At 42.0% G+C, this 15,418-nt stretch carries 14 protein-coding genes; 7 read left to right on the top strand and 7 right to left on the bottom strand.

The annotated features are described in order from the left end of the window. Positions 1 to 12: 12 nt before the first annotated feature. From NSS76_RS15865 to NSS76_RS15855, 3 genes are read right to left on the bottom strand one after another with little or no spacing between them, the layout of a single operon-like run. Positions 13 to 951: a metal ABC transporter substrate-binding protein gene (locus NSS76_RS15865; protein WP_341082436.1), complete on the bottom strand. Its 939-nt coding sequence runs from the start codon at positions 949 to 951 to the stop codon at positions 13 to 15. A gap of 13 nt (positions 952 to 964) precedes the next feature. After that, a complete protein-coding gene (locus NSS76_RS15860; protein ID WP_058838167.1) occupies positions 965 to 1,837 on the bottom strand; it encodes a metal ABC transporter permease in 873 nt (290 codons plus the stop codon). Next, on the bottom strand, positions 1,837 to 2,580 hold the full coding sequence (locus NSS76_RS15855; protein ID WP_024426045.1) for a metal ABC transporter ATP-binding protein: 744 nt from the start codon (positions 2,578 to 2,580) through the stop codon (positions 1,837 to 1,839). The genes NSS76_RS15860 and NSS76_RS15855 overlap by 1 nt, the downstream gene beginning before the upstream one ends. 412 nt (positions 2,581 to 2,992) lie before the next feature. Between NSS76_RS15855 and NSS76_RS15850 the strand changes: the two genes are divergently transcribed. The 7 genes from NSS76_RS15850 to NSS76_RS15820 all read left to right on the top strand — a co-directional run bounded on the left by NSS76_RS15850 (position 2,993) and on the right by NSS76_RS15820 (position 11,270). Next, positions 2,993 to 5,092, top strand: a complete 2,100-nt coding sequence (locus tag NSS76_RS15850) for a heavy metal translocating P-type ATPase (protein ID WP_308280970.1) — start codon at positions 2,993 to 2,995, stop codon at positions 5,090 to 5,092. 141 nt (positions 5,093 to 5,233) lie between these two features. Next, positions 5,234 to 5,920: a DsbA family protein gene (locus tag NSS76_RS15845; RefSeq protein WP_044331353.1), complete on the top strand. Its 687-nt coding sequence runs from the start codon at positions 5,234 to 5,236 to the stop codon at positions 5,918 to 5,920. Next, complete coding sequence (locus NSS76_RS15840; RefSeq protein ID WP_133744569.1) at positions 5,917 to 6,330, top strand: disulfide oxidoreductase; 414 nt, start codon at positions 5,917 to 5,919, stop codon at positions 6,328 to 6,330. Before NSS76_RS15845 ends, NSS76_RS15840 begins: the two co-directional genes overlap by 4 nt. Positions 6,331 to 6,479: 149 nt before the next feature. Continuing rightward, positions 6,480 to 7,091 carry a trimeric intracellular cation channel family protein gene (locus NSS76_RS15835; RefSeq protein ID WP_024423463.1) on the top strand — a complete coding sequence of 204 codons (612 nt, stop codon included), beginning with the start codon at positions 6,480 to 6,482 and terminating at the stop codon, positions 7,089 to 7,091. Between the two features lie 314 nt (positions 7,092 to 7,405). Beyond that, on the top strand, positions 7,406 to 9,421 hold the full coding sequence (locus NSS76_RS15830; RefSeq protein WP_133744570.1) for a Na+/H+ antiporter: 2,016 nt from the start codon (positions 7,406 to 7,408) through the stop codon (positions 9,419 to 9,421). Positions 9,422 to 9,485: 64 nt separating this feature from the next. Continuing rightward, complete coding sequence (locus NSS76_RS15825) at positions 9,486 to 10,355, top strand: ROK family protein (protein WP_073208404.1); 870 nt, start codon at positions 9,486 to 9,488, stop codon at positions 10,353 to 10,355. Positions 10,356 to 10,424: 69 nt separating this feature from the next. Further along, complete coding sequence (locus NSS76_RS15820; RefSeq protein WP_073207440.1) at positions 10,425 to 11,270, top strand: aldo/keto reductase; 846 nt, start codon at positions 10,425 to 10,427, stop codon at positions 11,268 to 11,270. 39 nt (positions 11,271 to 11,309) lie between these two features. Here the strand turns inward: NSS76_RS15820 and modB are convergent, their stop codons facing one another. The 4 genes from modB to NSS76_RS15800 form a co-directional block, all read right to left on the bottom strand. Further along, positions 11,310 to 11,975 (bottom strand): molybdate ABC transporter permease subunit, encoded by a 666-nt coding sequence (gene modB, locus NSS76_RS15815; protein ID WP_073207437.1) that lies wholly within the window; start codon positions 11,973 to 11,975, stop codon positions 11,310 to 11,312. Continuing rightward, complete coding sequence (gene modA / locus NSS76_RS15810) at positions 11,975 to 12,751, bottom strand: molybdate ABC transporter substrate-binding protein (protein WP_133744572.1); 777 nt, start codon at positions 12,749 to 12,751, stop codon at positions 11,975 to 11,977. Before modA ends, modB begins: the two co-directional genes overlap by 1 nt. A gap of 115 nt (positions 12,752 to 12,866) precedes the next feature. Further along, positions 12,867 to 14,717, bottom strand: a complete 1,851-nt coding sequence (locus tag NSS76_RS15805) for an LTA synthase family protein (RefSeq protein ID WP_341082435.1) — start codon at positions 14,715 to 14,717, stop codon at positions 12,867 to 12,869. A 121-nt stretch (positions 14,718 to 14,838) separates the two neighbouring features. Further along, on the bottom strand, positions 14,839 to 15,327 hold the full coding sequence (locus NSS76_RS15800) for a metal-dependent hydrolase (RefSeq protein WP_341082434.1): 489 nt from the start codon (positions 15,325 to 15,327) through the stop codon (positions 14,839 to 14,841). Positions 15,328 to 15,418 lie beyond the last annotated feature (91 nt).

The raw sequence follows: 15,418 nt of genomic DNA, 5'->3' as shown, positions 1-15,418 counted from the left end.
ACCTGTCTTTTCTTATGATGACAGCCCTTTGTAAATGGTGTCGATATTCCATTTCATCATCTTATAGTAGCTGTCTCCATCTTCCCCTTCTTTTCCAATAGAGTCCGTGAAGACTTTTCCTTTGATCGGAACCCCGGTTTCCTCAGAGAGGCTTTCAAGGCTGCGTTTATCAACACTTGTTTCAAGAAAGAGCGCAGGAACTTGATGATCTTTGACAAAATGAATAATGCGCTTCATTTGTCCTGGTGTTCCTTCACTTTCTGTGTTGATCTCCCAAATATAGCCGGCTTTCAATCCATACGCCTCTGCAAAATATTTGAATGCCCCTTCACTTGTGACAAGGAGTTTTTTATCTTTTGGCAGCTGATCAAACTTGTCTTTTGCTTCATCGTGAAGAGCTTGAAGCTTTTTGATATAGGCTTCTGCATTTTTTTCGTAATCCTCTTTATGTTCAGGGTCCGCCTGAATAAGCGCATCTCGGGCATTTTGGGCATAAAGGATCCCATTCTCAACATTCAGCCATGCGTGAGGGTCCTGCTGGCTTTCAAGGCCTTTTGAGGACAAATGCTTCACTTTCACGCCTTTACTCATCTCGGCTACAGGTGCATCATCCCCGTCCTTGCCGCTCGATTCAAGCAGCTTTTGAAACCAGCCGTTCCCTGTTTCAAGGTTCAAGCCATTATATAGAACAAGGTCTGCATCCGTCGTATACTGAACATCCTTTGGCAGTGGGTCAAATTCGTGCGGATCTGTACCAATGGGAACAATGCTGTGAATAGAGACATGCTGCCCGCCTACTTCCTTCACAATGTCATAAAGAATGGAGTAGGTCGTGACAACTTTTAATGTGCCGTCATCTTTACCGGAATTACTTTGCTTGGTCGAACAGCCTGCGATGATCATAAGGGCAATGAATACTGCGGTCAAACGGATAGCAAATACCTTCTTCATATATGTCCTCCTTTTACATAGACGCTTCCTTTTTTAAGTGCGTTCGTTTTCGTTTAGATTTTAATGATCTCCATAGAATGCCTTGCTTTGGTGAAAAGATAAAGGCACTGCCGAATAAAATAGTCGCGACCAGCACGATGGAAGCGCCAGATGACAAGTTATACGTAAAACTAAGCCCAAGACCTACGACAGCAGAAACAGCACCGAAAAAAGCAGATAAATAAATCATGATCCATAGCCGGTCCGTTAAGAGATAGGCGGTGGCTGCCGGCGTAATCAGCATGGCAACGACAAGAATAATCCCAACGGTTTGCAGTGATGCAACGGTCACAAGGGTCAATAAGGTCATGAGAAAATAATGAATCATACGATTCGGCAAACCGTAAACCGAAGAAATCACCGGATCAAATGAACTAATAAGCAGTTCCTTGTAGAAAACAATGACGGCTAGCAAAATAAAAATACCGATTCCCAGTGTAATCCACATATCAGCTGATCGAACAGCTAGAACGTTTCCAAATAGAATATGATATAGATCACTTGAACTTTTCAAAAATGTGATCAAAATAATTCCGATTGAGAAAAAGGCTGTAAAGACAATGCCGATGGCAGAATCATTTTTTATGCGGCTGTTTTGACTCACATAACCGATCCCAATCGCTGTTAACACGCCAGTTAAAACGGCCCCGAAGAAAAAGTTAATTCCAAGCATATAAGAGATGGCGACCCCTGGCAGTACGGCGTGAGAAATGGCGTCTCCCATCAGGGCCATGCCGCGTAAAATGATAAAGCAGCCGATAACGCCGCAAATGATGCCTACCATGACGGATGTAAATAGCGCTTTTTGTAAAAAAGCATATTCAAAGAGTCCGGTTAAAAATTCCATTACACGTCTCCTCCTGCTGATTTTAAGAATGGCAGCTGTGTTTCATATGCTTCCAGCATGATCTCTGGGCGAAGGATGTCGTGTACAGGCCCTGCTTTGATGAGCTTTTTATTTAACAGAACAAGATGGCTGAAATAATCATCTGCCTTACTCAAATCATGATGGACAACCAAAATGGTTTTCCCTTCATCTCGTAATTCCTTCAAAATGCGAACCATTGTTTCTTCACTTGCCATATCAATCCCGACAAATGGTTCATCCAAACAGAAGAGCTGTGCGTTTTGAGCGAGTGCCCTTGCAAGGAAGACACGCTGCTGCTGTCCGCCGGATAACTCACCGATTTGTCTTTTGGCAAAGTCCTGCATCCCGACTTTTTCTAAACAGTGATACGCATATGCCCGGTCTTCTTTTTTTGGACGTTTGATTAGTCCGAGCTTCGGATATGTTCCAAGTAGTACGGTATCCAGTACATGAATCGGAAACGTCCAATCTAAATCATTTCTCTGCGGTACATAGGCGATCTGTTTTCTGACGTGTTTAAAGGGCTGTTCAAAAAAACGAATATCCCCTTGGTCTTTTTCAATGAGATCCAAACATGCCTTGAGTAACGTCGATTTACCAGCACCATTTGGACCGATGATTCCTGTCATTGTCCCTTCCTGTATGGAAAGAGAGACATTCTCTAATGCATCCTGTCCGTGATATGAGACATGAAGACGGTCGATTGTTAAAGCATTTGACATCTCTTGCGGCCCCTTTCAATCATCATTGCACTTCCTAAAGATATATGCATACATTAAATAATTTTGACTAAAGGATGAAATGATTCTCTAACGCTAATTTGTTTCCTTAAGGAAACTTTTATTTTATTCTAAGCGTCTGTCCTTCTTTTGTAAAGAGAAAAACTGCAAACGATCGTTTTTATGTTATGCGGAGGGCGGGGGACATGAGCTTGGTTTATTGAAAATCCGTGTGACAGAATTGAACACAAAAAACCAATGATTTCTTCAGAAATGATTGACAGAAGACAAGAACTCCTCATATAATAAAGGTAATCCAATATATGAATATATGCTCATATATAAAGTTTTTGATTTTTAATAGGTTTCATCGATCCAGGGAACGTTACTTATCATATAGAAAAAAGGTGAGAACATGAAAAAAATGAAGGATGAATACGTATTAAGCGGTCTTGATTGTGGAAACTGTGCACGTAAAATTGAAACAGGTGTCAGCAAAATGGATGGCGTTGAAGCTTGTTCCGTTAATTTTGCGACAGGGACATTGACTGTCACACATGCAGATAAGCAAGAAACGATGTCAAAGCGTATTGAAAAAACGGTTCAGTCCATCGAACCTCATGTGAGTGTATCACCAAAAGAAGAAGGACATCACCACGATCATGATCATGGGACAAAAAACTTAAAAGCGATTGTGCTCAAATTAATTGGCGGTGCAGTCATTGGAACAGCAGCTTATTTTATACCAGAAGATGGCTTACTGAAATTTATCATGTTTTTCGCAGCGTATTTACTAGTCGGGGGCGATGTGGTTTTTAAAGCGCTGAAAAATATCGTGCGCGGCCAAGTATTTGATGAAAACTTCTTAATGACCATTGCAACAGCTGGCGCTTTTGTCATTCAGCAATATCCAGAGGCACTGGCAGTGATGCTGTTTTACCAAATTGGAGAGCTGTTCCAAGGAGCAGCAGTGAATCGTTCAAGACGATCCATTAGTGAACTAATGAATATTCGCCCTGAATATGCGAATCTCAAAGTAGGAAATGAAACGAAAAAAGTGAAGCCGGAAGAAGTAAAAGTCGGTGACCGTATCGTCGTAAAACCAGGCGAAAAAATTCCACTTGATGGTCTCGTCATTGAAGGCTTTTCACTCGTGGATACCTCTGCATTAACAGGTGAGTCTGTGCCGCGGGATGTAGAAGCAGGGAAAGAAGTTCTTGCAGGATTTGTGAATCAAAACGGTATTCTTGAAATTGAAGTGCAAAAAGGGCTAAGCGAATCGGCAGTGACGAAAATTTTAGATTTGGTTGAAAATGCGAGCAGCCGAAAAGCACAGACAGAAAACTTTATCACAAAGTTTGCAAAATACTATACACCGGCTGTCGTTGTATTGGCATTGCTGCTTGCCTTTGTGCCGCCGCTTCTCATTCCATCAGCTCAATTGTCTGACTGGGTTTACCGGGCACTCGTTTTCCTAGTGATTTCTTGTCCTTGTGCGCTTGTCGTGTCCATCCCATTAGGCTTCTTCGGGGGAATTGGGGCGGCTTCTAAACGAGGCATCCTTGTAAAAGGCAGTAACTATCTAGAAGCACTAAACTCTGTGAGCTATGCTGTATTTGATAAGACGGGCACACTCACAAAAGGGAACTTTACGGTAACCAATATCGTGACAACGAGCGACAAGTGGTCAGAAGAAGAGCTGCTTTCTTTTGCAGCTTTAGCAGAAGCCCACTCCTCACATCCGATTGCTGAATCAATTAAAGCGGCATATGGTTCGCCGCTTGATGAAAGCAAGATCGAAGCATATGAAGATATTGCGGGACATGGAATTAAAGCAACCATCAGTGGATCCCAAGTGTTAGCGGGTAATCATCGCTTGATGGAACGAGAAGGCATTTCATATGAAAAAGAAAAACGAAGCGGAACGGTTGTGTACATGGCCATTAACCGTGAGTTTGCCGGATCGATCTTGATTGCAGATGAATTAAAGGATGATGCAATTGAAGCCGTCTCAGCTCTAAAAGCATCTGGCATTCAAACAGTCATGCTGACTGGTGATGCCAAGCAAGTCGGAACAGCGGTCGCCCAGCAAATTGGCATTGATGAAGTACATGCCGAATTATTACCGCAGGATAAAGTAACGAAATTAGAAGAAATTGATCAGAAAAAAGCGCCTCAAGAAAAATTATTATTTGTTGGGGACGGCATTAATGATACACCGGTATTAGCAAGAGCAGACATAGGAATTGCGATGGGCGGACTTGGTTCAGATGCAGCGGTAGAAGCGGCTGATATCGTCATTATGACAGACCAGCCGTCAAAAGTAGCAGAAGCCATCGCTGTCGCTAAACGAACAAGAAGAATTGTATGGCAGAATATTGCATTTGCTCTTGGAGTTAAAGGGGTTTTCCTATTACTCGGAGCATTTGGTATTGCGACCATGTGGGAAGCCGTCTTCTCGGATGTCGGTGTGACTGTACTCGCTGTTTTAAATGCCATGAGGGTAATGAAATAAAATTGTTAGGAAAAATTCATGAATACCATCTTTCATAATGAATCCCCTCTTGTTAAAATAGAAGAAGTTGGATAATGGCATTATTCTAAGCTATTATCCTTTTTCTTTTCAAGGAATGAAAAAGATAAGGTAGGTGCTTATGTGAGTAAAAAAAATAATCAATCATCATCCATTAAATTTGCTGTCATTTTAACCATTATCGCAGCTCTTCTCATCGGATTATTCGTCGTCATTGGAAATAACAACAGCAAAGAAGCACAAACGGTTGACAGTAAGCCTTCTATTAAAGGACAGCCTGTCATGGGAGATAAAAACGCAGCCGTACAAATCGTCGAGTTTGGGGATTATAAATGTCCATCATGTAAATCATTTGAAACAGACATTTTCCCAAAGCTGAAAGCGGACTACATAGATAAAGGCGATGTATCATTTTCGTTTATTAACTTGCCACTTCCTGTTCATGGAGATGGCGCAGTGCTGGCAGCACTAGCTTCTGAAGAAGTGTGGAAAGAAGATCCGAAAAACTTTTGGGCATTTCATGAAGCTGTCTATCAAGCACAGCCAGATAGTGAAGCAGAATGGGTCACGCCTGCTAAGCTGACGGAGCTAGCGAAAAAGACAACAAAAATAGATACGGACAAGCTTAAAGATAACCTATCAAAGAAAACATATCAGCCGCAGCTGAACACAGACGATCAGCTTGTGAACCAATATAAAGTGAATGCAACACCAACTCTTTTCATTAACAATAAACAAGTCGAAAACTTTTATGACTATGATGAAATCAAAGAATTAATTGATCAAGAGCTCAAAGGGAAAAAATCATGAAGAATAAGCTTGTTTACTTATACAGTGCTTGGATCGTTTCTATCGTTGCGACGATGAGCAGCCTGTATTTAAGTGAAGTAAAGAAGTTTATCCCATGCGATATGTGCTGGTTTCAGCGCATTTTCATGTACCCGCTCGTGCTTTTACTTGGAATTGCGACATTCAGAGGCGATGTGAAAGTGAAATATTACGTTCTGCCTTTGGCTGTGATTGGCGCTTGTTTTTCTATCTATCATTATATGGAACAAAAGATACCTGGCTTTGCATCGATTCGCCCTTGCCTGAGCGGTGTTCCTTGTTCCGTTGATTATTTAAACTGGTTTGGTTTTATCACCATTCCACTACTAGCCCTTATTGCATTTATTCTCATCATCATTAGTATGCTGCTGTTAAATGCAAAAGAAGATTGAAAGAGATAGCCTGCTTATAAGCGGGCTATTTTTTATTTTTGCAAAAAGATAAAATTTAAAGAAAATTTGTATTGCTTTTCACCTGTGTCAGATATACATTAAGGGAGTAGTGTTAGATGATCAGATAAAGGTAAGGAGATAAGCGGAAAATGGCATGGGAAGTCTTAAGTATCATTGGCATTGTCGCATTCGCTATTAGTGGTGCGATTGTGGCAATGGAGGAAGAGTACGATATTCTTGGTGTGTACATTTTAGGGATTGTGACAGCATTTGGCGGTGGAGCGATTCGGAATCTATTAATTGGTCTGCCGGTGTCTGCTTTATGGTCACAGGGCAAAATGTTTACGATTGCCCTTGTATCCATTACGATTGTGTTTCTTTTTCCAAAGCTTTTGCTCAAGCATTGGAGCACATGGGGGAATTTCTCGGATGCGATCGGTTTAGCAGCGTTTGCGATTCAAGGCGCATTATTTGCTGTGCAAAGAGAACTCCCGCTCAGTGCAGTTATTGTGGCAGCCATTTTGACTGGAAGCGGCGGCGGAATTGTGCGTGATTTATTAGCAGGGCGAAAGCCGCTTGTGCTAAAAGCAGAGATTTACGCCGTATGGGCAGCCCTTGGCGGCTTATTCGTCGGACTCGGCTTAGCACAAGGAGAGCTTGCTTTATATCTGCTGTTTGTCATCCTCGTCGTATGCAGAGTTTGTTCCTACTTATTCAAATGGCGTCTTCCCGCCAGGTCTTATTTTTTAAATAAAGGGTAAAACGAAAAAAGGGCGATTCCGCTCTTTTTTTTGTGTTTAATAAGAGCTGAATATCAGCAGATGATGGAGTTTTCGTGTAAAATAAAAGCAGGGTCTTTTGTTCATCATTTGAACAATACATATGATGAAAATTTTGTCAGCTGGCTGAATATCTAGATTCAGCCTTTTTTTGCCTAGATGGATTGTTATGTGTTGGTTTCACTTTTTGCGGAATACTAAAGAAGCACTTCTGAGCGGACGGATGGATGAAATGAACACATCTTTGCATGTAAGCAAAACTTGACGAAAAATATACATAGGAGGGACATGTACTAGTGGAGATTTTTTTGGCAGTGCTCGTACTACTGGCACTCATTGCAGTATCTAATATTATCAATCGTTTTGTCCCCTTTATTCCCGTTCCGTTAATTCAAGTGGGCTTAGGAATATTGGTGGCAGCTTTTCCTTCAGGTTTACATATTTCTTTAAATCCTGAACTCTTCTTCGTGCTATTTATTGCGCCGCTGTTATTTAATGACGGGAAGCGTACCCCAAGGGATGAGCTATGGAAATTAAGAGCACCGATTCTTCTTTTAGCGCTTGGTCTAGTGTTTGCGACCGTCATTGTAGCGGGATATACCATTCATTGGATGATTCCAAGCATACCGCTTCCAGCCGCATTTGCGCTTGCTGCAATTTTATCACCGACAGATGTGGTGGCAGTAAGTGCTTTATCCAGCCGTGTGAATATGCCAAAGGGCATCATGAGACTGCTGGAAGGCGAAGGGCTGATGAACGATGCATCAGGACTTGTCGCCTTTAAATTTGCCATTGCCGCAACGGTGACGGGAGCATTTTCAATTGCTCAGGCATCCTTTAGTTTTGTACTGATTGCAGCAGGCGGGTTATTGACTGGATTTATTCTATCCTTTTTTATCATTCGTTTTCGCTATTTTCTCCGCCGTTTAGGAATGGACGATGTCACAATGCATATCATCCTGCAAATCCTTACACCATTTGTGATTTATTTAGCAGCGGAAGAAATCGGTGTATCCGGAATTTTAGCCGTTGTGGCTGGCGGTGTGACACATGCTATTGAGCAAGACCGAATGGAAGCGAATTTAGCCAAACTGCAAATTGCTTCATCAAACACATGGAATATTATTTTATTTATTTTAAACGGACTTGTTTTCGTCATACTTGGATTGCAGATTCCAGATGTATCTACAGTTATTTTCCAAGATGAATCCTTTAACAACATGCAGGTCATTAGCTACATCTTAATTATTACGCTATGTCTCATGGTGCTGCGGTTCTTATGGGTATGGCTGTTCTGGGCAGGAAAATGGAGTGCAACTAAAAAGCAGAATGTGAAAAAGCCGAAGTTTCGCGCCTCGATGCTCATGACATTCTCTGGTGTCCGCGGGGCTGTGACATTAGCCGGTGCCTTCTCTATCCCATTTACGCTCGCGGACGGATCACCATTTCCAGAGCGGCATTTGATTATCTTCCTCGCAGCAGGCGTCATCTTATGTACACTCATTTTAGCCAGTGTGTTACTGCCTCTTTTATCTGAGAAAAAAGACAAACAAGTCGACGTGGACTTGGATACAAAGATTCAGCATGCGAAACGGAAGCTGCTGAGAAGCGCTATTAAAACGTTAAAAGAAGGGATGAATGAGGACAATAGGGAAGTATCCCTTGCACTCATCAATGATTACCGAATGAAGCTGAGAAATATCCAGCGTGAACCATACCAATTCGGGATGAGAAAACAAGAGCGAAAAATCAGACTGCACGGCATCAAAGCAGAACAGATGAAACTTCAACAATTAATTGATGAAGAGAAAATTGACAAGGAAGAAGCCTATGAGCTACAAGAGAGATTTCATGAGCTGGAAATGCTGTACTCAAACTCCTTCAAAATTCGTTTTTCAAAGGTGAAGTTTCTCCGCTTGCTTCAATGGCTACAATTATGGCGGCCGAATCAGCACATTTCAAGCGGTATTTTAGAAAAAGAGGACGCGTACAAACAAATCCGTAAGAAAACGGCTGAGGCTGCGGTAGACTCGATCAAACAGCATATGACAGATGAAAACCAGCAAACGTGCCACCAAGTGATTGGTTTTTACAATCAAGTGATTTACCGCTGTGAACACGGTCCAAGCTTCTTCCAGCAAAAAGACCGTTCATTTGATCGGAAGAAAAAAGAGCTTAACTTCCAAGCTGTACAGTCGATTCGAAATGAAATTCAAACCTTATATGAAGATGGTGAGATCAACCGTGATATTGCCCATCATTTAAGGGAGTATATCAATGACATGGAAGCTGTTCTGCTCACCAATACGTGATGTTGTCATCTTCTCCCTCGTGTTTTATGATGAAGAAAGAGAACGAACAGAGGGGAGATCAATGATGGCCTATTATGGAGCAATTGAAGCTGGAGGTACAAAATTTTGTTGTGCAATCGGCAATGAGCGTGGAGACATCTTAGAGGAAATGACGATTCCAACAGAGCACCCAGAGAAAACAATACAGCAGCTTATTCCATTTTTTAAGCAGCATGACATTTTAGCATTAGGGGTTGGCTCCTTTGGACCCATTTGTGTTCAAAAGGATGATCCTTCATACGGTTATATCATGAACACGCCGAAAGTGGAGTGGAAGCATTATCCGTTCATTCCTGAGCTTGAGAAGCAATTAGGTGTCCCAGTATCCTTTACAACAGATGTCAATGCCGCAGCACTAGGTGAATTAACAAAAGGGGCAGCCAAAGGGCTAAGCAGCTGTTTGTATATCACGGTCGGTACAGGCATTGGTGCGGGAGCTGTCGTGAAAAATGAGCTTCTACACGGCCATTCACATCCTGAGATGGGACATATCCTTATCAGACAGGATGAATCAGATCCGTTTGCAGGTGTCTGTCCGGCACATGGAAATTGCTTAGAAGGGCTGGCAGCTGGACCAGCGATTGAGAAAAGGTGGGGAAAACCCGCCAAAGAGCTTACGCAGGAAGAAGCGGTTTGGGCACTTGAAGCGGATTATTTAGCGCAGGCGCTTATGCAGTACTCACTCATTTTAAGCCCAGAGCGCATCATCATGGGCGGAGGCGTCATGAAGCAAAAGCAGCTATTCCCACTCATTCGAGAGAAGCTGGCTGCTTATGTCAATGATTATGTGGATCTGCCGCCGCTTGATACATACATTGTCTCCCCCGGGCTTGAGGACAAGGCTGGCATGACAGGTGCACTGCTCTTAGCCGTCGAAGCGAAGAGAAACGCCTGATAATAGAGTTTTGAAACACAACATGAGATAATGAAAGAGATGGAATCTATAAAAAAGGTGGTTGTTAAAATGGTCAAAAGCTTGAATGATACCGTAACATTGAATAACGGAGTCGAAATGCCTTGGTTTGGTTTAGGTGTATTCAAAGTGGAGGACGGCAATCAAGTGGTAGATGCCGTAAAAGCAGCCATACTAAACGGATATCGCAGCATTGATACGGCAGCTGTTTATAAAAATGAGACAGGCGTAGGAAAAGCGATTAAAGAATCTGGCGTGAAACGAGAAGACTTATTTATCACATCTAAAGTATGGAACACAGATCAAGGCTATGAAAAAGCGCTTGAAGCGTTTGACGCAAGCTTAAACCGATTAGGTCTTGATTACTTAGACCTCTATTTGATTCATTGGCCTGGACCAAATGCAGATACATTTAAAGACACATGGCGTGCACTTGAGAAGCTTTATAAAGATGGGAAAGTCAGAGCCATTGGAGTCAGCAACTTCTACATTCAGCATTTAGAAGAGCTGTTAAAAGATGCTGAGGTTGTTCCAGCTGTGAACCAAGTTGAATTTCATCCGAAACTGACACTTGTTGAACTGCGTCAATATGCAAAGGAAAAAGGCATTCAGATTGAGGCATGGTCTCCGCTGATGCAAGGGAAGCTATTAGATCATGACGTATTGAAAGACATTGCTGCACGCTACAACAAATCTGTTGCTCAAGTCATCTTGCGCTGGGATCTGCAAAGCGGTGTCGTGACAATTCCAAAATCAATCAATGAAGAACGCATTAAACAAAATGCAGACATCTTTGACTTCGAGCTTTCCAAAGAAGACATGGAAAAAATCGATGCATTAAACAATAACGAACGCGTCGGCTCAAATCCAGAGACGATGACGGTTGGGTTTGAATAAATAATAAAATCCTCTTTCTTATATGAGAAAGAGGATTTTTTACGTACTGCTTCGGCGCACAGCCAAGAGCATGATAAAAGATAGGATCACAATACAAATCGTCCAAGCCCAAGCAAGCTCCATTCGTCCAGAATCAATTGCCACATAGATAGCGGTTGGGAGTGTTTGCGTTTTTCCTGGGATGTTGCCGGCAAACATTAAGGTCGCCCCGAATTCTCCAAGGGCTCTAGCAAAGCTGAGGATGCTGCCTGACAAGAGGGAAGGCAGGGCAAGTGGTACAGTAATATAAGCAAAGACTTGGAATGAATGAGCACCATCTACTTTTGCAGCCCCTTCAATATCTGACTCAATGGTTGAAAATCCGGCTTTTGCTGATTGATACATAAGCGGGAATGCCACAACCGTTGATGCAATTACCGCCGCCCACCATGTAAAAATGACAGGTTGGTGGAAGATCCATTCAATCACGTCTCCTATCATGCTATGCCTTCCGAATATGACGAGCAATAAAAACCCTACAACCGTTGGCGGAAGGACAAGCGGCATCATCAAGAACGTTTCTACGATCATTTTCCCTTTAAATGATGTTCGCGCCATCCAATAACCAATCAATGTACCAAAAACAGTTGCCAGCAGTCCGCTCACAACGGCAACTTGCACAGACAGCCAAATGGGAGATAGGAATTCTTCAGTGAGCATGGGCATTATGTTACTTGAAAGCCGTATTTTTTAAAAATGGATTTGGCTGCTTTTGATTGAAGAAATTCAAAAAAGGACTTGGCTTCCTCTAAATGTTCTGTCCCTTTTATGATCCCTACTGGGTAAATGATCGGGGAGTGCATGTCCTGATTGGCTTCAGCTGCAATCTTTACTTTTTTGGAAACGAGGGCATCTGTTTTATACACAACACCTGCTTCCACATTTCCTGTTTCTACGTAGCTTAAAACCTGCCGCACATCCTTGCCGTACACAGCGTTCTTTTTCACTTGATCCCAGATGTTCAGCTTTGTGAAAATCTCTTTGCCGTATGTACCAGCAGGAACGGATTCAGGTGTGCCAAGAGCAACCTTTCCTTTTATGTGCTGGGCGTCTTGAAAGCTTTTAATAGAGGAAGAGTGATCTTTTGGCACAATGAGTACAAGCTCATTTTGGATAGCATCCTTGATAAAATGTTGATCGATGTCTCCAGATTTCACAAGTTCATCAAAGGGCGCTTCAGCTGCAGAGAAAAAGAGATCGGCCTTTGCCCCTTGCGCAATTTGCTGCTTCAATGCGCCGGATGACCCGAAATTATTTGTTAATGTCACATTCGGATGCTCATCATTATAGGTGGATTCAATTTCCTTTAGTGCATCCTGAAGACTTGCCGCAGCTGAAATGACAAGCTCAGTTTTTTTGGTTGTATCCGATGACTTCATCTCTGTTTGACACCCGCTCAGGAGTAAACAGATGGCGATGAAGGCGAAGAACGCATACTTCATGTTTACACCTCTTATTATTCAATATCATCTGTATCCTTTATTATAAGCAAACTTATTTGACCATTCATAGGCTTTAAGTAAAAAGAGAAAAGAAAAAGCCGCCAGAAGGCGACTTTTAATGCTGATAAAAACGGAGCAAATTCCCATTGATCACTTTGTCTGATAAGGAAAGCTCTTTATTGGCTTTTTCGATATAAGGCTGACACACCTCATCCTGTTCAACAGGTTCTTTTGTTTTTTGGTCATAGCAGGTGTTCTTTGTATAGAGATAATCATCTGTAATAAAGTTCCCGTTTCTCAAAACAGCAAAAGGCGTCCGTTCGTTTGAAAATAAGTCATTGCCAAATTGAATGGCATCCTTCGTTTCAATACCGAGTAAGTGCAGGAGGGTCGGCTTCACGTCGATTTGCCCAGCTGTTTCAGAAATTGTCTGCGGTGCTTGATCTGTGACTCCCGGAATGTAAATCAAAAAGGGAACCCGCTGCAATTTCACAGCATCAAACGGTGTGATTTCATCTTTATTGAGCAGCTCTGCCATTGCCTGATGATGTGCCTCGGAGATGCCATAGTGATCCCCCATGAGAACAAACATTGTATTGTCATACAGTCCTTCTTCTTTCATACGGTCAAAAAATGTCTTAATGGCTTCATCCTGATAGCGGACAGTCGTCACATAGCGGTTTAAAATGGCGCTGGACGAATCATATTCATCAATCAATTGATCCTTTGGATCGATTTCAAATGGAAAGTGATTGGTCAAGGTAATAAATGTGCTGTAATAAGGCGCCTTCAACTTTTTTAAATAATCAATGGATTGGTCAAAGAAGTCGATATCCTTTAAGCCCCAGCCAGTTGAATTCTGTTCATTGACTTGATATGAATCGACATCATAAAAGCGGTCAATTCCAAACGATTCATACATCACATCACGATTCCAAAACGTTTTATTATTCGCATGAAATTGGACGGATTGATAGTTCTCTTTTTTCAGCTGCTTGTATAACGTGTCATATTCGTTGTCACTCGCTGTAAAAAAGACAGCGCCACTGCTAGATGGGTAGAGGGAATTTGCGACAATAAACTCTGAATCCGACGTCTTTCCTTGCTCAGTCTGCTGATAAAATTCATCAAAATAAAAACTCTTTTTAGCGAGTTGATTTAAAAAGGGCGTGATGTATTGTCCATTCACCTTTTGATCAACGACAAATTGCTGGGTTGATTCGAGTGAAATGAACACAACGTTCTTGCCTTTAGCAAGTCCAAAGTACTCTTCGTTTGGTGCACTGTAATCAGCCTTTGTGTAGTTAGCTACGGTTGAAAGTGTATCTTCATCTGCAAAGGCTTTTTGTCCAATTCGCGCTGTTTGGGCAGCGCCGTCATACAGGTGGAACTGGAACAGCCCAAGGTTTCGTACAATCACTTCTCGATCATAAGAGCTTGTCAGAAAACGAGGGTGATCCATCATGGCTGAACTGACATGAAACAATAGAAAGCTGCAGCACACGGCATAATATGTTTTGATCGTCTTGAAGGAGGCTTTTGGTGCTAAAGGTTTACGCTTTAACAGCCATGCCAGTACCACGAAATCAATGAGCATCAGCAAAAACAGCGGGTGGAACAATTCTGTCATACTGCTGCCCATATCCCCCATGTTTTTCGCTTGGAATAATACAGGGATCGTAATGAAATCAATATAAAATCCATAAAAGATCGTATTCGCTATGAGAATCGCCGTCAAAATAAAATTTGCGGTCAATAAAAAAATCTTTTGCTTCTTTTCATTTAAAAAAAGAGCAATCCCAAACAACGGGAGCAAAAAGCTAAGTGGATTGATCAAAAGCAGCCATTCATGAAACAGATTGGCCGTTCTTATGTGAAATCCGAATTGATATATGATGTATGTTTTCATCCACATGAAGAGGATGGAATACACTAAAAACCAGTGATTTTTGAAGAACGCTTTCATTTATGTAGCTCCTCATCATTCTGTATTCAGCTGCAAGGCAAAAACACTTATCTTAAACCTACTAAAAAAATGAGGAATGATCAATTCATATCCTGTGTTTTTCGGAAAAACTCTTTTTAATTCATGAGAATGGGATGGATATGCCGCAGATGACGGCGATGTAATAGCAGGTAACGACGGTAAGAGCAGCTAGTACGACTTGTTCTCCTGTGCTGCCTGTTTTGACATAGAAGGGAAGACGCACTTTAATGGAAGCTGGAAATAAAAATTTAATCCCGTTCACTGTTCCTGCATCCAGGATGAGATGACTTGCCATCCCGACTAGTAAACCGATACTTAGGCTGTCATTTGGAATGTATGTTGTCGCTAGAAAATAAATGATCAGCAAAAATAATAAACTGTGTGTAAACGTGCGATGACCGAATACACTGCTGATCAGTGCCGAGAGCAGCGGGAATTTTCTGCCGATTTTACTTTTTGTATGGCAAAGATCAGGGATCAGGGCACCAACTGATCCAGCAACAGCCATCGTCACTGGGTCTAATCCATAATAGTAGGCAACGGCTGTAGAGGCGGCAACTCCGCCCATGATGTGTGTTTTTCCTGTCATGATGCGTACTCCTGTTCTATCTTTAGTTCAAGTACTCACTATATCAAGGGTGGATTTATTCAGCAAGGCTTATTTCTAAAGAAAAAGAGAC

Source organism: Bacillus sp. FSL R5-0654 (assembly GCF_038008745.1).
Classification (GTDB): domain Bacteria; phylum Bacillota; class Bacilli; order Bacillales; family Bacillaceae; genus Bacillus; species Bacillus safensis.
This window is presented reverse-complemented; position numbering and strand designations above follow the sequence as displayed.